Origin of the sequence: Polaromonas hydrogenivorans, assembly GCF_040105105.1 — a bacterium.
GTDB classification, from domain to species: Bacteria; Pseudomonadota; Gammaproteobacteria; order Burkholderiales; family Burkholderiaceae_C; genus Polaromonas; species Polaromonas hydrogenivorans.
In genome coordinates this window covers 1,485,703-1,503,269 of sequence record NZ_CP157675.1, presented here as the reverse complement: position 1 = coordinate 1,503,269, position 17,567 = coordinate 1,485,703, and the positions used below count along the sequence as shown (strand labels likewise).

At 62.5% G+C, this 17,567-nt stretch carries 21 protein-coding genes; 8 read left to right on the top strand and 13 right to left on the bottom strand.

Features of this window, described 5'->3' with window-relative positions; genetic code table 11:
* Nucleotides 1-100: 100 nt before the first annotated feature.
* Nucleotides 101-403 carry a hypothetical protein gene (locus ABLV49_RS07075; RefSeq protein WP_349280917.1) on the top strand — a complete coding sequence of 101 codons (303 nt, stop codon included), beginning with the start codon at nt 101-103 and terminating at the stop codon, nt 401-403.
* Nucleotides 404-488: 85 nt separating this feature from the next.
* Here the strand turns inward: ABLV49_RS07075 and ABLV49_RS07070 are convergent, their stop codons facing one another.
* Together ABLV49_RS07070 and ABLV49_RS07065 are read right to left on the bottom strand one after the other, a co-directional pair.
* Entirely contained in the window at nt 489-1,337 is an 849-nt protein-coding gene (locus tag ABLV49_RS07070) for a class III extradiol dioxygenase family protein (RefSeq protein WP_349280916.1), read from the bottom strand.
* 29 nt (nt 1,338-1,366) lie between these two features.
* On the bottom strand, nt 1,367-1,732 hold the full coding sequence (locus tag ABLV49_RS07065) for a protocatechuate 4,5-dioxygenase subunit alpha (RefSeq protein WP_349280915.1): 366 nt from the start codon (nt 1,730-1,732) through the stop codon (nt 1,367-1,369).
* A gap of 93 nt (nt 1,733-1,825) precedes the next feature.
* Between ABLV49_RS07065 and ABLV49_RS07060 the strand changes: the two genes are divergently transcribed.
* Complete coding sequence (locus ABLV49_RS07060) at nt 1,826-2,743, top strand: LysR family transcriptional regulator (protein WP_349280914.1); 918 nt, start codon at nt 1,826-1,828, stop codon at nt 2,741-2,743.
* 746 nt (nt 2,744-3,489) lie between these two features.
* Nucleotides 3,490-4,263, top strand: a complete 774-nt coding sequence (locus tag ABLV49_RS07055; protein ID WP_349280913.1) for a ferredoxin--NADP reductase — start codon at nt 3,490-3,492, stop codon at nt 4,261-4,263.
* Nucleotides 4,264-4,549: 286 nt separating this feature from the next.
* Here the strand turns inward: ABLV49_RS07055 and ABLV49_RS07050 are convergent, their stop codons facing one another.
* From ABLV49_RS07050 to arfB, 7 genes are all read right to left on the bottom strand, one after another.
* Nucleotides 4,550-5,293, bottom strand: coding sequence for a nucleotidyl transferase AbiEii/AbiGii toxin family protein (locus tag ABLV49_RS07050; protein WP_349280912.1), 744 nt, complete (start codon nt 5,291-5,293; stop codon nt 4,550-4,552).
* Nucleotides 5,256-6,329, bottom strand: coding sequence for a type IV toxin-antitoxin system AbiEi family antitoxin (locus tag ABLV49_RS07045; RefSeq protein WP_349280911.1), 1,074 nt, complete (start codon nt 6,327-6,329; stop codon nt 5,256-5,258). The genes ABLV49_RS07050 and ABLV49_RS07045 overlap by 38 nt, the downstream gene beginning before the upstream one ends.
* A gap of 117 nt (nt 6,330-6,446) precedes the next feature.
* The gene (locus tag ABLV49_RS07040) at nt 6,447-7,796 is read right to left on the bottom strand and encodes a sensor histidine kinase (RefSeq protein ID WP_349280910.1); all 1,350 of its coding nucleotides are present in this window, start codon (nt 7,794-7,796) and stop codon (nt 6,447-6,449) included.
* Nucleotides 7,793-8,488 (bottom strand): response regulator transcription factor, encoded by a 696-nt coding sequence (locus ABLV49_RS07035; protein WP_349280909.1) that lies wholly within the window; start codon nt 8,486-8,488, stop codon nt 7,793-7,795. The genes ABLV49_RS07040 and ABLV49_RS07035 overlap by 4 nt, the downstream gene beginning before the upstream one ends.
* Nucleotides 8,470-8,766 (bottom strand): hypothetical protein, encoded by a 297-nt coding sequence (locus tag ABLV49_RS07030; RefSeq protein WP_349280908.1) that lies wholly within the window; start codon nt 8,764-8,766, stop codon nt 8,470-8,472. Before ABLV49_RS07030 ends, ABLV49_RS07035 begins: the two co-directional genes overlap by 19 nt.
* Before the next feature lie 14 nt (nt 8,767-8,780).
* The gene (locus tag ABLV49_RS07025) at nt 8,781-9,251 is read right to left on the bottom strand and encodes a Spy/CpxP family protein refolding chaperone (protein WP_349280907.1); all 471 of its coding nucleotides are present in this window, start codon (nt 9,249-9,251) and stop codon (nt 8,781-8,783) included.
* 203 nt (nt 9,252-9,454) lie between these two features.
* A complete protein-coding gene (gene arfB, locus ABLV49_RS07020) occupies nt 9,455-9,859 on the bottom strand; it encodes an alternative ribosome rescue aminoacyl-tRNA hydrolase ArfB (protein WP_349280906.1) in 405 nt (134 codons plus the stop codon).
* A 79-nt stretch (nt 9,860-9,938) separates the two neighbouring features.
* On the opposite strand from arfB, the gene ABLV49_RS07015 reads away from it, so the two are divergent.
* A complete protein-coding gene (locus tag ABLV49_RS07015) occupies nt 9,939-10,622 on the top strand; it encodes an HAD family hydrolase (protein WP_349280905.1) in 684 nt (227 codons plus the stop codon).
* Nucleotides 10,623-10,735: 113 nt separating this feature from the next.
* Here ABLV49_RS07015 and ABLV49_RS07010 read toward each other — a convergent pair whose 3' ends face one another.
* Nucleotides 10,736-11,749 (bottom strand): SDR family oxidoreductase, encoded by a 1,014-nt coding sequence (locus tag ABLV49_RS07010; protein WP_349280904.1) that lies wholly within the window; start codon nt 11,747-11,749, stop codon nt 10,736-10,738.
* Nucleotides 11,750-11,857: 108 nt separating this feature from the next.
* Nucleotides 11,858-12,955 carry a chorismate synthase gene (aroC, locus tag ABLV49_RS07005; protein WP_349280903.1) on the bottom strand — a complete coding sequence of 366 codons (1,098 nt, stop codon included), beginning with the start codon at nt 12,953-12,955 and terminating at the stop codon, nt 11,858-11,860.
* Between the two features lie 195 nt (nt 12,956-13,150).
* Here aroC and ABLV49_RS07000 point away from each other — a divergent pair, with 195 nt between their 5' ends.
* The 3 genes from ABLV49_RS07000 to ABLV49_RS06990 all read left to right on the top strand — a co-directional run bounded on the left by ABLV49_RS07000 (nt 13,151) and on the right by ABLV49_RS06990 (nt 14,794).
* On the top strand, nt 13,151-13,498 hold the full coding sequence (locus tag ABLV49_RS07000) for a hypothetical protein (protein WP_349280902.1): 348 nt from the start codon (nt 13,151-13,153) through the stop codon (nt 13,496-13,498).
* A gap of 99 nt (nt 13,499-13,597) precedes the next feature.
* Nucleotides 13,598-14,104: a hypothetical protein gene (locus ABLV49_RS06995; RefSeq protein WP_349280901.1), complete on the top strand. Its 507-nt coding sequence runs from the start codon at nt 13,598-13,600 to the stop codon at nt 14,102-14,104.
* 264 nt (nt 14,105-14,368) lie between these two features.
* The gene (locus tag ABLV49_RS06990) at nt 14,369-14,794 is read left to right on the top strand and encodes a cupin domain-containing protein (RefSeq protein ID WP_011802133.1); all 426 of its coding nucleotides are present in this window, start codon (nt 14,369-14,371) and stop codon (nt 14,792-14,794) included.
* Between the two features lie 15 nt (nt 14,795-14,809).
* Here ABLV49_RS06990 and ABLV49_RS06985 read toward each other — a convergent pair whose 3' ends face one another.
* Entirely contained in the window at nt 14,810-15,466 is a 657-nt protein-coding gene (locus ABLV49_RS06985) for a glutathione S-transferase family protein (protein ID WP_349280900.1), read from the bottom strand.
* 176 nt (nt 15,467-15,642) lie between these two features.
* Between ABLV49_RS06985 and ABLV49_RS06980 the strand changes: the two genes are divergently transcribed.
* The gene (locus ABLV49_RS06980; RefSeq protein WP_349280899.1) at nt 15,643-16,872 is read left to right on the top strand and encodes a polyhydroxyalkanoate depolymerase; all 1,230 of its coding nucleotides are present in this window, start codon (nt 15,643-15,645) and stop codon (nt 16,870-16,872) included.
* A 39-nt stretch (nt 16,873-16,911) separates the two neighbouring features.
* On the opposite strand, the gene ABLV49_RS06975 is transcribed toward ABLV49_RS06980, so the two are convergent.
* A complete protein-coding gene (locus ABLV49_RS06975) occupies nt 16,912-17,367 on the bottom strand; it encodes a CBS domain-containing protein (RefSeq protein WP_011802136.1) in 456 nt (151 codons plus the stop codon).
* Nucleotides 17,368-17,567: the final 200 nt, after the last annotated feature.

Here is a 17,567-nt window from a genome sequence, read left to right as displayed (position 1 = left end):
TGTGAATAGGTTGAACGACTAAGGAAAGGCGCTTTACTTAACCTAGGGTTTACCCTATACTGCAGTGCAACATAGCTCTACTTTCAAAGGATAAGCCGTTATGACCATCACCGCACTGCAAACCAAAAACTTCACCCACGACCAGTTCCAGCATGCAGGCAATGCCCTCCATTCGCTGGCTGCATCGGTTGCCAGACTGGCGGCGGCACTGTGGTCTGCAGCCATGCCGAGCCGTCAGCCTGTGTCCACGGTCCTGACTGCGCGGCAGGAAGCCGACCAGTTGCGCGCCATGGCTGACGATGTACAAAGGAGTGATCCCCGCTTTGCCCAGGATCTCTACGCCGCCGCTGACCGCCATGAACGGGCGGCGCTGCGCTCACCAGAGACGGGCAGCCCGCTCTGAATAGAGGCGAAGCCCATCGCAATCTGGGCTTGACCCGCGCTTCTGCAGGCAGTCGATCAAGCCCGGGATGACGATGCAAATCCAGTCAGACCGTTTCCAGCGCCAGCACCGCAGTCGCCGTATTTGAAATCGGGATGTGGTAGTTGCCGGTCACGCGGCGCACCTTGGCGCCGCCCGCCGCCGCCAGCGCCCCGCGCATCGCTACCCACATCAGCAACTCCACGCCCTGGGTGCCGGTTTTCTCCACCAGCTCATGCACGCTGAACTGCGTGATCCACTCCGGGTTGGATTCAAGACTGTCAAGAAACTGAAGGTCGAATTCCTTGTTGATAAAGCCGGCGCGCTCGCCATCGAGCTGGTGGCTCAGGCCGCCCGAGGCAATCACCGCCACGGTCTTGCTGCTGTCCCAGGACTTGATGGCCTCGCCCACGGCCTTGCCCAGGGCATACACGCGGCCCGGCTTGGGCAGCGGGAACTGCACGGTGTTGATACAGATCGGCACCACCGTGACCGGGCAGTCGCCTTCGGGCCAGAACAGTTTCAGCGGCAGCGTGCAGGCATGGTCCACCAGCATTTCCTGGCAGGTCACGATGTCGAATTCCTTCTCGACCAGGGTGTTGATGATGTGCCACGACAGGTCCAGCTCGCCCTTGAACGGCGGCAGCGTCGGAATGCCCCAGCCTTCGTCGGCGTTGTTGTATTCAGGCGCGGCGCCGACGGCGAAGGTCGGCATCTTGTCGAGGAAGAAGTTCAGGCCGTGGTCGTTGTAGAACATCACCACCACGTCGGGTTTCTTCTCGCCCAGCCAGTCGCGAATCGGCGGAAAGCCGTCGAAGAACGGTTTCCAGTACGGGTCTTGCTGCAGCCCCTTGTGAATCGCGCCGCCGATGGCCGGAATGTGGGACGTGCCGAGGCCGCCTATGAGTTTTGCCATGTTGTGTTCTCCTGGATGTTGTTGCGGGTTTACTGGCCGGCGGCGACGAGCCGGGCCTTGAATTCGTCCTTGGTCAGCCCGGTCTGCTGGGCGCCGATGTCCTGCATGTCGAGCCCGAAGATGCCGGCGAACTTGGCCAGGTAGTAGGCGTTGCCGCCGGCCGCAATCAGCTGCAGCACGTTGCGCGCGCGAATGGCGGCGGCCTGCGGCTCAGTCAGGCCGAACTGGCGCATGTAGGCCTCTTCGTCGGCCTTGAAGGCGTTGCGGTTGTCGGCCGAGTTGAAGGAAAAGCACATCTTGTTCAGCGCGTAGCCTTTTCGGGCCTGCTCGCCATCGAACGGCGTGGTGCCGGGAATCTTGGGAAGATTGGAAATCTTGGGTAACGGGTTGCTCACGGGGGTGTCTCCTTTAACAAGCTTGATGTGTATCAAGCCCGCAGTATTCCCGCCCCATTGCCAAAGATAAACCGATGAATGATCATAGGATTCATGAGCAAATTCGATTGGTCAAACCTCGATGCCCACCTGTTGCAGCTGCTGGTGGCGGTGGTGGAAACCGGCAGCATCACCGGCGCGGCGCAGCGCCTGGGCGTCACGCAGTCGGCCGTCAGCCATCTGCTGGACAAGCTGCGCGGCATTGTTGGCGACCCGCTGTTCGTCAAGCGCGGCCGGGGCATCGTGGCCACCGCACGGGCCGAAGACCTGGCGGGCCAGGCGCGCGAGTTGCTGCGCCAGCTGGAGCGTTTCGCGCAGTCGGGCGAGTTCGACCCGGCGTGCTGGCAGACCACCTTCACCATCGCCGCCAACGACTTCCAGCGCGACGTGCTGCTGCCGCCGCTGATGGCGCGCCTATACGCCCAGGCGCCCGGCGTGGCGCTGCGCGTGATTCCATCCGACGTGCCGACGCTGGAGATGCTGCGCCACGGTCACTGCCAGCTCGCCATCAGCCCGCGCCCGCCCGAGGGCAGCGACATCCTGCAAAAACGCCTGTTCGAGACGCGCTACCGCGTGTTTTACGACCCCGCCGTGCGCGCCGCGCCGCAGGGCATGGACGAGTACCTGGCGGCGCGCCACATCACCGTGGTCTATGAGCCGCGCCGCGCGCTGGACCTGGACCAGTGGCTGGCCGGGCGCGGCGTGCAGCGCCGCTTCGCCGTGATGGTGCCCGGCTTCGCCGGCCTGCCCGCCTTCATGCACGGCAGCGACCTGCTGGCCACCGTGCCCGGACTGCTGCAAACCACCGTGCTGCGCGGCCTGGCCAGCACCGAGCCGCCCATGCCCTGCCCGCCCATGCCGATGTACATGATCTGGCATGTGCGGCACCAGCATGATGCGGCGCATCGGTGGCTGCGGGGGCAGCTGGAGGCGGGGGTGGCGGCGGTGCAAACGGAGACTGCTGCGCGGTAACAGCCGTGCTGGCCGTCGGGAGGAGCGCCATTTTCCATTGTGAACAGCCGCTACGTCCATTTTTCACGTCAAATCGGCATCCTGCGCAAGCTGGACGTGCGCAAGCAACTATTAAATAAGTAGCAAAATCTTCATACAGCGCTGGCAGGTAGAAGTGCCCTCTTTGGCAGCCCAGACAGTTTGGGCGTTTTTTGACCTCCCCAACCATACGAAATTTCGCTTTTTACACAGGTTCCTTGCAATACAAGACCTGGAAACTCGCAAATACCGGACTTTTTCGTTAAAAATCCCAAGAACCTAACTTGAGGCATTTAATTACCGTCAACTACCCCGCCCTAAAGGGCGGAGCTTGCGGAGAAATCCAAAAAGCTGGGTTGAAGCAGGGAAAGCGGTATCCAACCCGCTACGTTAGTAATGGGTCGTTCAGACGCACCAGCAAATGCTTCCTCAGTTTGCTGCTCTGCAAGGCTTGGATCATGCAGACCAAAGGTAAAGGGTCGAAGGTTTTAGTCGCTACTCGCAAGGGTAGGAGCCGGTTACTGACATTCCCGAGGGGACATACGCAGCAAGGCGTGGGTCACTAGGCCCTTACGGGCTAGCCGAAAGGCCGAGCAGGTGAGAAGCCTGCACCTTATTCACTGGTGGCAAAAACGGACGTGACAGGTACGCCACCGCTAGCGAAGGAACACTTTGTGTTCCGCGCTCTACCTCCCCGGCCTGAAGGCCGAGGTTTCACGCGCAAACTGATGAGCGCTTTTAACGAAGAACGTGTGCTGAGCGTCCACCACTGGACCGACAAGCTGTTCACCTTCACCACCACCCGCGACCCTTCACTGCGCTTTAGCAACGGGCATTTCACCATGATCGGCCTGCGCGTCAACGGCAAGCCGCTGCTGCGCGCCTACAGCATCGTCAGCGCCAACTATGAAGACCATCTCGAATTCCTGAGCATCAAGGTGCCCGACGGCCCGTTGACCTCGCGGCTGCAGCATATCCAGGTGGGCGACAGCATCGTCGTGGGCCGCAAGCCTACCGGCACCCTCTTGATTGACTACCTGCTGCCCGGCAAGCGCCTGTATTTGCTGTCCACCGGCACCGGCCTGGCGCCCTTCATGAGCATCATCCGCGACCCGGCCACCTATGAAGCTTTCGAGCAGGTCGTGCTGGTGCACGGCGTGCGCACGGCCGACGAGCTGGCTTACCACGACCTGGTGACGGAGCACCTGCCCCAGCATGAGTTCCTGGGCGAGATGCTTTCCAAACAGCTGCTGTACTACCCGACGGTGACGCGCGAGTCCTACCGCACCATGGGCCGCGTCACCGACCTCATGGAAAGCGGCAAGATGTTTGACGACCTCAAGCTTCCGGCGCTCGATGCGGCCCATGACCGGGTGATGATTTGCGGCAATCCGCACATGCTCAAAGACCTCAAGCACATGCTGGAAAAGCGCGGATTCAAAGAGGGCAATACATCCAGGCCGGGGGATTTCGTGATCGAGCGTGCTTTCGCGGAGCAATGAATCGTCGCCCGGCGGAATTGCCGTTCAGGCCGGCAAAAGCACCCGCGCTTCCAGCCCCGGATGCGCGTTGCGCACGGCCAGGCTGCCGCCATGCCTTAGCGCAAACTTCACCCTTGCGAACAGGCAACTCCAGCCCATCCTTTCAGCATTTCCGAACGAGAGATCCATCCTGTTCATCGGTCATCAGCTGTCCAGCAAGCCGCGCAACAGCGCGCCCAGCCATGCGCAGGCCCGCTCCGGTTCTGCGGCATTCATCTCGCTGGGCAAAACACCGGGCTGGTTCGGATCAGCCTGCGCCCACAGCAACGCAGCAACAAGGTCGCGGCCGGGCTCGTCGAGGAGTGCACGCATGTCGTGCCCCCAGCATGCGCGGGCCGGCCAGCTCGTACTCGAAGTCATCGACCAGCGTCCAGTCCAGGAACTCTTCCCAGAGCCGGGCTTCGTTGGGCGCGCTCAGGTAGTGGCGCAGGATCAATTGAAGATCGTGTGCGTCTTTGCGCGGGGAACGGTAATGCCGGTCTTGCCAGCAGACGATCTTGAGCAGCGCAAGTCCGGGCAGGGACACCACCCTGGACTGCACGTTGCCGGGCAACACGATGGGGTGTGCCGTGGCAAGCGCTTCGCGAAAACCAAACACATCCATGACCACATCGCCACGCGGCGGCCAGGCAATGGTCCGATCACGCGTCTCGATACTGCCAAACGGAACCAGATCAACCGGCAAACCATTTTGGTGCCGCAGCCGGTGCGCAACCGTCGCCGAGGCTTGAAAGGCGCCGCTGGCGGTCAAGCGCTCCTTCAGCGCGACAAAGGCGGCCCAATCAGGAACGGCCAGGCCGAAGTCGATGTCTTCGGTTTTGCGCTGCATGTCGATGCCGTAGCCGTACAGCAAGTGCAGGTCGCGGGCAAAAGCGCCCGTGATCACGATGGCTATGCCCATCGGGGCTGCCACCGCCTCGACATCGGCCACCACACGGGCATGCAGCGCCAGTTCAGGCCGCAGGGAAAAGTCGAGCAAGGCAGTGGTCATAAATCATTTCTGCAGTTTCAAGGCAGCGGCTGTCGCCCGTGGCCAGCAAATCGGCATAGACCAGTGCTGGCGGCACCATGCCGGGCTGCCCGTCGGCGGGCAATGTTCCCCAGAACGGCTTGCGCAACTCGACCACGCGCCCATCAGCCAGCGCTGCGCTGGCGTTGATCACGCGCTGCATGCGCTGCTCCACCAGGAGCCGGACGGGCATCTTTTCGGCATACAGCGTGAGTACGCCCGGCCGCAGATGCTGCACCAGCAGCCGGGCAGCTGGCTCACTGCCCCACAGCGCCTTGGCCGGGTCGATTTCCCAGTGTTCCCATGTATCAAAGCTGGGGGTGGCGTAGATAGCCTGCAGGGTTTTGGGACGCAGCCGGCGTGCGTAGTCCAGCGCCCACGCATCCAGAAAATGTTTGGTGGCGTTCAGGCGGCGCTGTTTTCCTTGCACCAGCAAGTGACCGGCCTGCTGCAAATCGGCCAGCACGGCCGGAATCGCGCCCAGCGCCACGCCGGCCGCTGCCGCAATGGCGCGCTGCGGCGCTTCGGCCAGCGCCGGGTTGCAGATCAAGGCGAACTGCACTTTCAGCCCGGCGTTGGCGAAAGCTTTTCCCACCGTGGCGGCCACCGGCTTGTCCTTCAGCTTGCGTCCGGTGACATACACCAGCAAGCCCGGGCTTTCCAGGTAAGCATTGCCTGCGGCATCGGCAAACGGCTGCTTTTGCCCGCGCAGTTTCTCGGCCATGGGCGTCGAAAAGCAGTCCGTGACCAGCAAGCCCGGCAGCCCGGTCACTTCGGCGGCATGACGCATCTGCGCGGTGGCGGCTCCCAATGTGGCTGGCGTGAGCATGCGCTTGACTTCCACCGCATAAGTCATCTGCGCATCGCCCTTGCCCACGCGCAGACAGCCGTCCAACCGCAATCTGGGTGTATCTGCGGGGGGCTGAATAATGTGCGCGTCAAGCCCCAACTGCGTCAAGGCGGTGGCGGCACGCTCGATCAGGCCGGTTTCATTGAAGGGTTCATGGTTTGCGTACATGGCCAGATTATGAACAGAATCCACTTCTTGTTCAATATTTAGCACTGTTCACAAAAGAAGAACATATTCAAAAAATGAACAGATTTCGTCAACTTCCAAGCCTGCCGGCAGGATCTTTCAGGCCGGCAAAAGCACCCGCACTTCCAGCCCCGGATGCGCGTTGCGCACGGCCAGGCTGCCGCCATGCGCCTGCGCCACCAGCCTGCACAGATACAGCCCCAGGCCGACGCCGCCCGTGGCGCGGGTGCGGGCGCTGTCGGGCCGGTAAAAGGGTTCGGCCAGATGCGGCAGCGCGGCCTCTTCAACGCCGGGTCCGTAGTCACGAACGGCAAGCAGGAGGCCCTGCCCTTGCGCGCTGACAGTCACTTCAGGCGGCCGGCTTGACTCGGCGCTGTGGCGCAGTGCGTTGTCGAGCAGGTTGCGCACCAGCAGGCGCATGCGGGTGCGGTCCAGCATCTGAAGCGGCACATCAGCCGAAGCGCTGACCGTGACGCGCTGCGCGGCTGGGTTGCTGGCGCTCATCTCGTGAACCACTTCTTTCACCAGGTTGCCAAGGTCAGTCGGCTCCAGCTGCAGCGCGGCATGGCGGCTGGCCAGGCGTTCGCTCTCCAGCAGGCCGGTGACCAGGTCGCGCATCAGCGCCAGGTCGCGCAGCAGGGCGTCGCGGGCGGGCTGCACCTCGGCGGTTTCGGGCAGCAACTCGGTGTTGAGCCGCGCGCGGGTCAGCGGGCTGCGCAGTTCGTGGCTGATGGCCAGCAGCAGGCCGCGCTTGGCGTCGAGCATCTGCCGGATGTCGGCGCCCATGGTGTTGATGGTGGCGGCCAGCTCGCCCAGCTCGTCGGGCCGGTTTGGGCAGCGCACGGCAATCGGCTGGCCAAAGTCGCCCGCGCCGAAGCGCAGCGCGCCGGCGCGGATGTCGTCCAGCGGGCGCAGCAGGCGGCGCACGCGCGCATAAGCCAGTGCGGTTAGCAGCAAAAGCGCCGCCAGCGTGGCCCAGCCGACAAAGCGCGGGCGGTCGTGCCAGGCCTTCACGTCCACGCCGAACACAATCTTGTGGCCGTCCGCGGTGGTGCGCTCGAAGAAGCGAAGCTCATCTTCATTCCAGCGCCTGCCGAAACTCTTGCCGTGCTGAAAGTCAGGCGCATCCGGGTGGCTGCGCCAGTTGACCAACGGGCCGCTGATGCGAACGCTCAAGGGCAGGCGTTGAATAAGCGCCGTGGCGCGCTCCTGGCTGGGCGGGCTGCCGATGTCAGCGGCCAGCCGGTCCACGTAATCGACGACCAGCGGGCGCGCGGCGTCGCGCCAGCCGATGGACAGCGCGTACTGCATGCCCAGCAAGAAGGTTCCGGCCATCACCAGCGCCAGCAGCAAGAACAGCGTCATCAGCCGCACGCGCAGCGAATGCGCGAGTGCATGCCGGGCGCGGCGGTGCCAGCGCGGACGTTGCCGCAAGCGCTCGGTGCTCATGCCGGGCGGCGGCCCAGCGCGAGCGAATAGCCCGCGTTGCGCAGGGTCTTGATGCAGTCCAGCGGTTCGAGCTTTTTGCGCAGGCGGCTGACCACGATGTCCACCGCGCGGGTGTACAGCTCGGCCTCGTGGCCGCGCAGGCGACTCAAGATGTCGTCGCGGCTGAAGACCCGGCCCGCCTCGCGCGCCAGCAGGTGCAGCAGGTCGAATTCGGTGCTGGTCAGCTCCAGCAGCTCGCCCTGGCGCTGCACGCTGCGCGTGACCGGGTCCAGCACCAGGCCATCGAACACCAGGCGGGCGGTATCCGGCGGGGCGATGGCGGCAGGCGGAGCGACGCGGCGGCGCAGCACGGTCTGCACGCGGGCCACCAGTTCGCGCGGCTCGAAAGGCTTGGGAACGTAGTCGTCGGCGCCCAACTCCAGCCCCACGACCCGGTCCATCACCTCGCCCCGGGCGGTGAGCATGATGATCGGGATGTCACTTTCCTTGCGGATCAGGCGGCACAGCGCAAAGCCGTCCATCTCGGGCAGCATCACGTCCAGGATGGCGGCGTCCAGGCCGCCCTGGCGGATCAACTCAAGCCCGGCGCCGGGGCGCAGCGCGCACACCAGCTGCATGTCAAAGCGCGCAAAGTAGGCCGCCAGCGGCCCGCCGAGTTGCGCATCGTCGTCGATCAGAAGGATGCGGTGCATGCGGCATTTTCCCACCGGCTGCGGTGGCGCAATATCAAGCGGCGAAGGTGCTGCTGCTCGGCGCCGGCCAGGCTGTCAAAACGGTCGGCGGCGTCTGTCAGCGCCTGCAGCAGCTGGGGAGCGACCTGGGGCAAGCGCTGCAGCAGCCCCAGCGCGTGGACCCGGTCCAACCGTGGCCCCCACACCAGGGCCAGCCATTCGATGTGGGCTTCATCGGTGGGCGCAAACAGGGTCTTTGCATGCGCCCGCACCGGCGCCAGCAGCGTACGGGGTGCCAATTGCTCACCCGCCCTTAGCCGCGATGCGGCCAGCGGCCACGGCGTTCCATGAAGTCGCGCACCTTTTGCTGCTGGGCCGGGTTCAGGCTGTTGTAGAAGTCGGCCAGCGCGGCAATGACCTCGGGGCTGCCGGCCTGCAGGGCTGCAGTTTTTTGGTTGACGAGCGCCTGGGCGCGTTCGGCGTCGAATTTGTCGCCGGCCACCAGCGCCTTGATCTCGGCGCGCGGGTCATTGCCCTGGCCCATCAGCGCGAGGCGCTGCGCATGCAGCTTGTCGCCCAAGGTGGACAGGCGCTTTTTCTGGTCGGCGTTGAGGTCCAGCTTGCCGGCCATGCGGTCGATCATCTTTTCGCGCATCTGCGCGGATTGCTCGGCGCTCATGCCGGCGTCATAGCCGTGATGGCGGCTGGCGCAGGCCGTCAGGCCGCCGATCACCAGTGAAGCGCCAAACAGGCCGAACAGGGTGCGTTTGATCCAGGGTTTCATGACAGGAGTTTCCTTCTTCAAAGAAGCAGTTGAACAAGGCTGTCATGGTGCCGGGTGAAGGCCGGCCGGTCATCTCGCGGCGGTATCGGTTTGTTTCGTTTTATTTCAGCGCTGCCCGGCAGTCGCCAGCATTTTTTTGAATCAAACAAGGATTTTGCGCACGGTGGATAAGCGCAGACAGCTATCAAATAAATAGCTAGATCCTATTCCTTGTTCACCTTGCCGCGCAGCTCCTTGGTGGCCGAGCGCTGGCTCTTGCTTTCCAGCCGGCGCTGCTTCGAACCATAGCTGGGCTTGGTCGCGCGCCGGGGCTTGGGCGGGTTGGACACGCCGTCGATGACCTGCTGCAGCCGGGCCAGCGCATCGGCCCGGTTCATCTCCTGGGTGCGGTGCTGCTGCGCTTTGAGCACCAGCACGCCTTCCTGGGTGATGCGGCTGTCGCTCAGGGCCAGCAGGCGCTCCTTGATCTCGTCGGGCAGCGACGAGGCCGCGATGTCAAAGCGCAGATGCACCGCGCTCGACACCTTGTTCACGTTTTGTCCGCCCGCGCCTTGCGCCCGGATGGCGCTGAGTTCGACTTCGCGCTCGTCCACTAAAAATTTCAGCATGGCTCAATGCCCGTCAAAGGGTTTTCGGCGGGTAAACGGCAATTATCGGCGATGGCGGCAAAGCGTTGACAATCGGCGCATGACCTCATCACACCCTGCGCCCACCCCACTCCAAGCCGTTATTTTCGATTGCGACGGAACGCTGGTTGACAGCGAAACCAGCGGCATGACCGCGCTGTACGAAGAAGCCTGCAAGCTCGGTTATTCGCTGCCCCTGGCGCAGGCGCTGGACGACTTCCGGGGCCGACGCCTGGCGCTGTGCATCGAGATGATCGAGACCCATACCGGGCGGCCCGCGCCCGCCGGGTTCATGGCCACGGTGCGCCTGGCCATGGCCGACAAGTTCCGCACCGGCATCACGGCCATGCCCGGCGCGCCGGAGTTGCTGCAAGCATTGCGCCGGGCCGGAATGCCTTACTGCATCGCGTCCAATGGGCCGCAGGACAAGATGGAACTGACGCTGGGCTTGTCGGGCCTGCAGGGCTATTTTGAAAAGCATGTGTTCAGCGCCTACGAAGTCGGCCACTGGAAGCCGTCGCCCGAGCTGTTTTTTCACGCCGCGCGCGAAATGGGCGTTCAAGCGACCGGCTGCGTGGTGGTCGAAGACAGCCTGCCGGGCATCGCCGCAGGACTGGCAGCGGGCATGCGCGTGTATTCGATGTGCGACCCCGAAACCGTGCCCGCCGACGTGGCCGCGCAAGTCGTGCAGATCGGCGGACTGGCCGATCTGCACGCGGCGTTTGGCTTGAAAAGCGCTGTTTAAGCGCTTGCCGCCGGCCTCAACCAAACGCCATTACGCTATTTATTTGATAGCTGTCCGCGCTTACCAATATTGCGCAAATAGCATTTTTCATCACTAAATCATGCGCAGCAAGGTCAGGCGCCGACGCTCCCTGTCACCGGCAGCACGATGCCGGTGATGTAGCTGGCGCACACCGGCGAGGCCAGGAACACATAGGCGGGCGACAACTCCTCGGGTTGCGCCGGGCGCTTCATGTCGGTGTCGGCGCCAAATTTCCGGATCGCCTCGGGCGTCTTGTCGGCCGGGTTCAGCGGTGTCCAGACCGGGCCGGGCGCCACCGCATTGACGCGAATCCCCCTGTCGATCAGGTTGCTGGCCAGCGACTTGGTGAACGCATGGATGGCGCCCTTGGTGGCCGAGTAGTCGAGCAGCTTGGCGCTGCCTTCCAGCCCCGTGACCGAGCCGGTGTTGATGATGCACGCGCCGCGCTTGAGGTGCGGCAGCGCGGCCTTGGCCATGTGGAAGTAGCCGTAGAGGTTGGTGCGCAGGGTTTCGTCGAAGCGCTCCTCGGTCAGGTCTTCGAGCGAGTCGGCATGCTCCTGGAAGGCGGCGTTGTTGACCAGGATGTCGAGCTTGCCGAATTCCTTCACGGTTTTCCCGACCGCCTCGCGGCACAGCACGGCGTCCTTCACGTCGCCGGCCATCAGCAGGCAGCGCTGGCCTTCGGCCTCGACGCAGCGCTTCGTTTCCTCGGCATCGGCATGTTCGTTCAGGTAAAGAATCGCCACGTCGGCGCCTTCGCGCGCAAACAGCACCGCCACCGCGCGGCCAATGCCCGAGTCGCCGCCGGTGATCAGCGCGGTCAGCCCTTCGAGCTTGCCGCTGCCCTTGTAGCCCGGCGCCATGAACCTGGGCTGCAGTTCCATGTCGGCTTCCAGGCCCGGTTTTTCGAGGTGCTGCGCTGGCATGGGCGGCGCGGGCTGCTCGGTCACGCCGGCCTGGACGGCTTGCTTTTTAGGCTGCCCGCCGCCGGATTTGGCGGATTTTTCAGCGTCCTTGTCGTCTTGCTGCTGCTGGATGCCGCGCTGCTTGTCAACCACCGATTCGGCGCGATCTTGGGGCGATGCCCGGGATGAAGTCTCTGCCATGAAGCCCTCCTCAAAGAATCAAAAACCCGAATTTACGGCCTTGATTTTTCCCGGACTGTAGGAGGACTCCCCGCCTCGGACCCAGCATTGCCAGCGTGGGCGGGCTTTTCAGCCCCGGCTGCGCATGATGTCCGGCGTGCTGACTTTCACATCGCCGCATTGCGCGCGCTGGCGCAGGGCGTGTTCCATGACGACCAGCGCCAGCATGGCTTCGGCAATCGGCGTGGCGCGAATGCCGACGCAGGGGTCGTGCCGGCCCTTGGTCACCACCTCGGCTGGCTGGCCGTTGATGTCGATGGACTGGCGCGGCGTGATGATGGAGCTGGTCGGCTTGATGGCAATCGACACTTCCAGGTCCTGCCCGGTGCTGATGCCGCCGAGCACGCCGCCGGCATTGTTGGACATGAAACCTTCGGGCGACAGCGAATCGCCGTGCGTGGTGCCGCGCTGGGTCACGCTGGCAAAGCCGGCGCCGATTTCCACGCCCTTGACGGCGTTGATGCCCATCATGGCAAAGGCGATGTCGGCGTCCAGCTTGTCGAACAGCGGCTCGCCCAGGCCGACCGGCACGCCGCAGGCCACCACGCGGATGCGCGCGCCGCAGGAGTCGCCCGCCTTGCGCAGCGCGTCCATGTAGCTTTCGAGCTTTGAGACATCGGCCACCGGGGCGAAAAACGGATTCTGGGCCACATGCTCCCAGGACTCGAACGGAATCACGGCCTCGCCGATCTGCGCCATGCAGCCGCGAAACGTCGTGCCGTATTTCTCAAACAGCCACTTCTTGGCCACCGCGCCGGCCGCCACCATCGGTGCCGTCAGCCGGGCCGACGACCTGCCGCCGCCGCGCGGGTCGCGCAGGCCGTACTTGTGCAAATAGGTGTAGTCGGCATGGCCGGGCCGGAAGGTATCGAGGATGTTGCCGTAGTCCTTGCTGCGCTGGTCGGTGTTCTTGATCAGCAGGCAAATCGGCGTGCCGGTGGTCTTGCCGTCGTACACGCCCGACAGGATTTCGACCGCGTCGGGCTCGTTGCGCTGCGTGACGTGGCGGCTGGTGCCCGGCCGGCGCCGGTCCAGGTCGCCCTGAATATCGGCCTCGCTGAGCAGCATGCCCGGCGGACAGCCGTCAATCACGCAGCCAATGGCCGGGCCGTGGGATTCACCAAAGTTGGTGACTGCGAAGAGATTTCCAAAGGTATTGCCGCTCATGGCGGGGATTATCCCCGACAGCTTCATCCGGTCGCAACACGACCCTCAGAAAGGCAACAGCCGACGCCATCCATAGGGACAACCCGGCATGGCAGATTAGCTGCATCGCAGCGGGAGCGGTCTTTCACCCCTCTGTCCAAAACGCGAGAGGGTCAGACCAGAGCGTTTGCGCCAGACCACTATATAGTTCCAGCGATGTTCTATCCAGTGCGTCGTCTTGCCCGTTTCATGGTTTCTTTCCTGCTGTTCGCGGGTGTCACACTGTATCTGCGTCTGTCGTATCTTGCAGGTTGCGCGGGAGATCTAAAGGGCGGAGCCTTGGGAGACCCGATACGAGCACTTGAGCTTGAAGGTTACTCACTCGCGCCATATCTAGTTGCCGTGTTTTGTGTGTTTTTGTTCGCCCATCTTTGCGGACGGCACAAAACGACAGCACGAATTGCGATTTCTACAGCCTTCTGTGTGACTTTGGGTACATGCCTGTGGATTGCTGGTATTTACTTGGAAGGCTACGGCGTTGAGTCATGCTTTTTTCATCAATGAAGGGCTTCAACTGCTTGGCCTTTGCCCCAGCTCTTTGTTGAATGTCTGCGATTAGGCAAACCGGCTAACCCCTTAACTCGAACATTAAAACGCACTTACATGATCCGCATTATTTCCGTCCGACTATGGGGTTTCCGACTCGCGGGATTTTTCTGCATTTTGTCCAGCGTGTACTGTTTTATGGGCGTCCTACAGGCTGCGTCGCTCTTTACTGGCGAACGTGCCCTGTTCAATGGAAACCTCTGGGCATCACTATCGCTACTTTTTGGTGTCTGCGCCATCCATCTTTTTAGTGCCGCCCGACCAAGTACATGCCGGGGTAGCCAGCGCGTCACCAAATTTTTAGCCCTGTTCTGGGCTGCAATTTCGTTAGCGGCTGCTTGGCAGGTTGTGGCGCATCTACTTGCCGTTGATCGTTGCTTAGACCAAGGCGCAAGCTTTGACTATGTTCGCGGAGAGTGTGATTTAGCAAATCCGCACAATGTGATTTCCCTTGGCAAAACACATGGATTCTTATTGGTTGCCGCCTTACTCGCGGCTGTACACAGTGCATTAGCATTCTGGAAATCGAATGAAGTATCACTGTCATCCAACAATGCGCTTTAACTGGTCGCTCGGCACGGACAACAACTGAAGATTGACGCTTCGCGGCTAGTGTTGCCTGCCGGGCAGCTCGAATGTTGAACGGCTGCTTTGGAGAAACTTGAATGTCTGGACCCAGTCGGAACCGAACCGCCAACCGAATACCCGCAAAAAATAGGTCTGGTCCAGCAGCGGCCTGATCCGCATGGTAAAAAATGTTCTGGAACATTTCCTGCTTTGTGCAGCGCAGCATTCTTTTGTTGACAGTGACTGAACAGGAGCTTTTTCATGCCGGACCTCACCGTGACCAAGTTTTCGCATGTCAAACCGGGCGATACGCCCTATCTGCCGGGCGGCTTGCGTGACTTCTTTCTCTACCGCGACCTGGGCATCGCCGAGGCGACCCATGGAAAGGTGATTGCGCACCTTGTCAGGGCCAATATGGCACCAGAAAACGGCACGGGCTGGCACCGCCATGAGGCGGATTTCCAGATTGTGATCATGATCACGGGCTGGGCGCGCTTCATGTACGGCGACAAGGAAACGCTGGTGGAAGCGGGCGACGTGGTGCATCAGAGCCCCGGCATCAGCCACTACCTGTTCGATTACTCGCCCGACATGGAATACCTCGAAATCGTCTCGCCGGCCGATTTCAAGTCGATTGACGTGGCGCCGGTGTGCGAGATTCCGCCCTGCACGCCGTGGGAAAGCTGAAGCGCTGGCTGGTCTTCAGAACTCCGCATCCAGCTCGTCAATGTCCTCGGGCTCTTCCTTCGCCTCGGCCACCCATTCCTTCATGGCGGGCAGCGCCATGATGCGCTTGCAGTAGGCGGCGCAGGTTTTGTCAATCGCCACGTCGTAGGTCAAGAAACGCGTGACCACCGGCGCGTACATGGCGTCGGCCATGCAGGGCTGCTTGCCGAACAGGTAGGGGCCGCCGTAAGTGGCCAAGCACTCTTTCCAGATCTCCAGCACGCGGTCGATATCGGCCTGCGCCCGTGACCAGACCTTGAAGGCGGGAAAGTGCGCCTTGAGGTTCATCGGCAGCGACGACCGCAAGGAAGCAAAGCCGGAATGCATTTCGCCGCAGATGGCGCGGCAATGCGCCCGCGCCTTGATGTCAGGCGGCAGCAACTGCGCTTCGGGCTTAATTTCATGCAGGTATTCGGCAATCGCCAGCGTGTCCCAGACTTTCACGCCGCTGTGCTCGAGTGAAGGCACCAGGATGCTCGACGACAGCAGCAGCATCTCGGCGCGCATCGCCGGATCATCGAGCGGAATCACCTTTTCGGTGAACTCCAGTCCGGCCAGTTTGGCCAGCAACCAGCCACGCAGGGACCAGGAGCCATAGTTTTTACTGCTGATGGTCAAAACGGTTTTGGTCATGAGGAACTCCTTGGGGCAAGACGGGGCAAGGTTCTTGTGCAAAGGTTGTGCCAGCCGGCGCTGCTTGCCGCGCACCAGCCTGGGGCGGCGGCGGCACTGGCCCGTAACTTGCCTGCAAAAGCAGGGTATTGGGGCAAAACGCCGTGATGAAATGCCTGCCTCGGGCAAGGAAACCCATGCTTTACTCTGCCTATCAACTCCAGTCCGACCTGATGTCACCGTTTCGCCTGCTGGCCCAGGGCACCAGCGCTGCCCTGTGGCTGAACAGGACCGAGGGCAGTTTGCTGCGCAAGTTCTCTGCGTCGATGGAGGTGTTTTCGCGCATGCGGCTGACCCATACACGGCCGGCTTACGACATCACGTCGGTGAAAGTCGGCGAGCAGGAGTTGCCGGTCACCGAGGAAACCGTGCTGGGCATGCCGTTTGGAACGCTGCTGCGCTTCAAGAAGGAAGCTTCCAGCGACCTGCCCTATCAGCCGCCGGTGCTGCTGGTGGCGCCGCTGTCGGGCCATTTCGCCACCTTGCTGCGCGAAACCGCCCGCACCCTGCTGCAAGACCATGATGTGTACATCACCGACTGGCACAACGCGCGCGATGTTTCGCTGCGCCATGGCGCTTTTGCACTGGACGACTACATCGACCACATGATCCGCTTCATCCAGACGATTGGCCCGGGCACGCATGTGATCGCCGTGTGCCAGCCCTGCGTGGCGGCGCTGGCGGCCACGGCCCTGATGGCCGAGGACGATGACCCAACCACGCCGCGTAGCCTGACGCTGATGGCTGGCCCGGTGGACTGCCGGGTGAACCCCACGGGGGTGAACACGCTGGCCACCAGCAAGCCCATCGAATGGTTCGAGAAAAACCTGATCAGCCATGTGCCCCTGCCCCACGCCGGCCATATGCGCCGCGTGTACCCCGGCTTTGTGCAGGTCAGCGCGTTTCTGGCCATGAACCTGGAGCGCCACAAGAAGTCGTTCAAGGACATGTACCAGCACCTGGTCGAAGGCGACAAGGAAAAAGCCGATGTGATCCGCAAGTTTTACGACGAATACCTGGCCGTGAACGACCTGCCGGCAGAGTTCTACCTGGAAACCGTCGAAAAAGTGTTTCAGACCTACGACCTGCCGCTGGGAAAGCTCAGCTACCGGGGCCGCCTCGTGAAGCCCGCAGCCATTCGCCATACGGCGCTCATGACGGTCGAAGGGGAACGCGACGACATTTGCGCCGTCGGCCAGACCCTGGCCGCGCAAGACCTGTGCAGCAGCATTCCGCCCTACATGCGCACCCACCACATCCAGACCGGCGTGGGCCATTACGGGGTGTTCAGCGGCCGCAGGTGGAACCTGCAGATTTACCCGCGCGTGCGGGAAATGATTCACGCCAGCACGGGTCGAGGAATGTAAGGAAATGAAAACGGGCGGCGCTGCGGCCCGCCCTGCGCATCAATCGCGCTCGGCGTCGCTTTCGGCGGGCCAGTCGCGAATGTAGGCCTTGAGCATCTTGTTCTCGAAGTTCTGGCTGTCCACCACGGCCTTGGCCACGTCGTACAGGCTGATCACGCCCATCAGCATTTTCTGGCTCATCACCGGCATGTAGCGCGCGTGGCGGTCCAGCATCATGCGGCGCACTTCGTCGATCTCGGTATCGGGCGTGCAGGTCAGCGGATGGTCGTCCATGGCCTTGCGGACCAGCGTGCGGCCAATCTCGCCGCCGTTGGCGACGATGCAGACAATCACCTCGCGAAAGGTCAGCATGCCGACCAGGTCGCCATGCTCCATGACGACCAGCGAGCCGATGTCTTTTTCGGCCATGATATCGGCTGCCTTTGCCAGCGGTTCATCGGGCTGAACGGTGTAAAGCGTGTTGCCTTTTACCCGCAGGATGTCTGCTACCTTCATCGTTTCTCCTCAATGGTTCTGGCAAGCGCTTAACCGCTTTTGCCAGCTTGTTGTTCAGGGTGCCCGCCGCGACGCGGTACGGGTAATCAGGGTACAAATCCGTATCAAATATAGCCCACAATCCCTTCGCCGCCGGTAACGATTACCCGGCCGTGCGTCCTTTTTCCATCCAGGACCGGGATGCGGCCCCGTGCCGTTGA

What these genes read in the sequence shown, in the direction of transcription:
- ABLV49_RS07000 (WP_349280902.1), top strand. Translation starts at nt 13,151, where the DNA reads ATGTTCTATCCAGTGCGTCGTCTTGCCCGTTTCATGGTTTCTTTCCTG.
- ABLV49_RS07045 (WP_349280911.1), bottom strand. Translation starts at nt 6,329, where the DNA reads ATGTACGCAAACCATGAACCCTTCAATGAAACCGGCCTGATCGAGCGT.
- ABLV49_RS06995 (WP_349280901.1), top strand. Translation starts at nt 13,598, where the DNA reads ATGATCCGCATTATTTCCGTCCGACTATGGGGTTTCCGACTCGCGGGA.
- aroC (WP_349280903.1), bottom strand. Translation starts at nt 12,955, where the DNA reads ATGAGCGGCAATACCTTTGGAAATCTCTTCGCAGTCACCAACTTTGGT.
- ABLV49_RS07075 (WP_349280917.1), top strand. Translation starts at nt 101, where the DNA reads ATGACCATCACCGCACTGCAAACCAAAAACTTCACCCACGACCAGTTC.
- ABLV49_RS06980 (WP_349280899.1), top strand. Translation starts at nt 15,643, where the DNA reads ATGCTTTACTCTGCCTATCAACTCCAGTCCGACCTGATGTCACCGTTT.
- ABLV49_RS07040 (WP_349280910.1), bottom strand. Translation starts at nt 7,796, where the DNA reads ATGAGCACCGAGCGCTTGCGGCAACGTCCGCGCTGGCACCGCCGCGCC.
- ABLV49_RS07050 (WP_349280912.1), bottom strand. Translation starts at nt 5,293, where the DNA reads ATGACCACTGCCTTGCTCGACTTTTCCCTGCGGCCTGAACTGGCGCTG.
- ABLV49_RS07060 (WP_349280914.1), top strand. Translation starts at nt 1,826, where the DNA reads ATGAGCAAATTCGATTGGTCAAACCTCGATGCCCACCTGTTGCAGCTG.
- ABLV49_RS07015 (WP_349280905.1), top strand. Translation starts at nt 9,939, where the DNA reads ATGACCTCATCACACCCTGCGCCCACCCCACTCCAAGCCGTTATTTTC.
- ABLV49_RS06975 (WP_011802136.1), bottom strand. Translation starts at nt 17,367, where the DNA reads ATGAAGGTAGCAGACATCCTGCGGGTAAAAGGCAACACGCTTTACACC.
- ABLV49_RS07035 (WP_349280909.1), bottom strand. Translation starts at nt 8,488, where the DNA reads ATGCACCGCATCCTTCTGATCGACGACGATGCGCAACTCGGCGGGCCG.
- ABLV49_RS07025 (WP_349280907.1), bottom strand. Translation starts at nt 9,251, where the DNA reads ATGAAACCCTGGATCAAACGCACCCTGTTCGGCCTGTTTGGCGCTTCA.
- ABLV49_RS07070 (WP_349280916.1), bottom strand. Translation starts at nt 1,337, where the DNA reads ATGGCAAAACTCATAGGCGGCCTCGGCACGTCCCACATTCCGGCCATC.
- ABLV49_RS06985 (WP_349280900.1), bottom strand. Translation starts at nt 15,466, where the DNA reads ATGACCAAAACCGTTTTGACCATCAGCAGTAAAAACTATGGCTCCTGG.
- arfB (WP_349280906.1), bottom strand. Translation starts at nt 9,859, where the DNA reads ATGCTGAAATTTTTAGTGGACGAGCGCGAAGTCGAACTCAGCGCCATC.
- ABLV49_RS06990 (WP_011802133.1), top strand. Translation starts at nt 14,369, where the DNA reads ATGCCGGACCTCACCGTGACCAAGTTTTCGCATGTCAAACCGGGCGAT.
- ABLV49_RS07055 (WP_349280913.1), top strand. Translation starts at nt 3,490, where the DNA reads ATGAGCGCTTTTAACGAAGAACGTGTGCTGAGCGTCCACCACTGGACC.
- ABLV49_RS07010 (WP_349280904.1), bottom strand. Translation starts at nt 11,749, where the DNA reads ATGGCAGAGACTTCATCCCGGGCATCGCCCCAAGATCGCGCCGAATCG.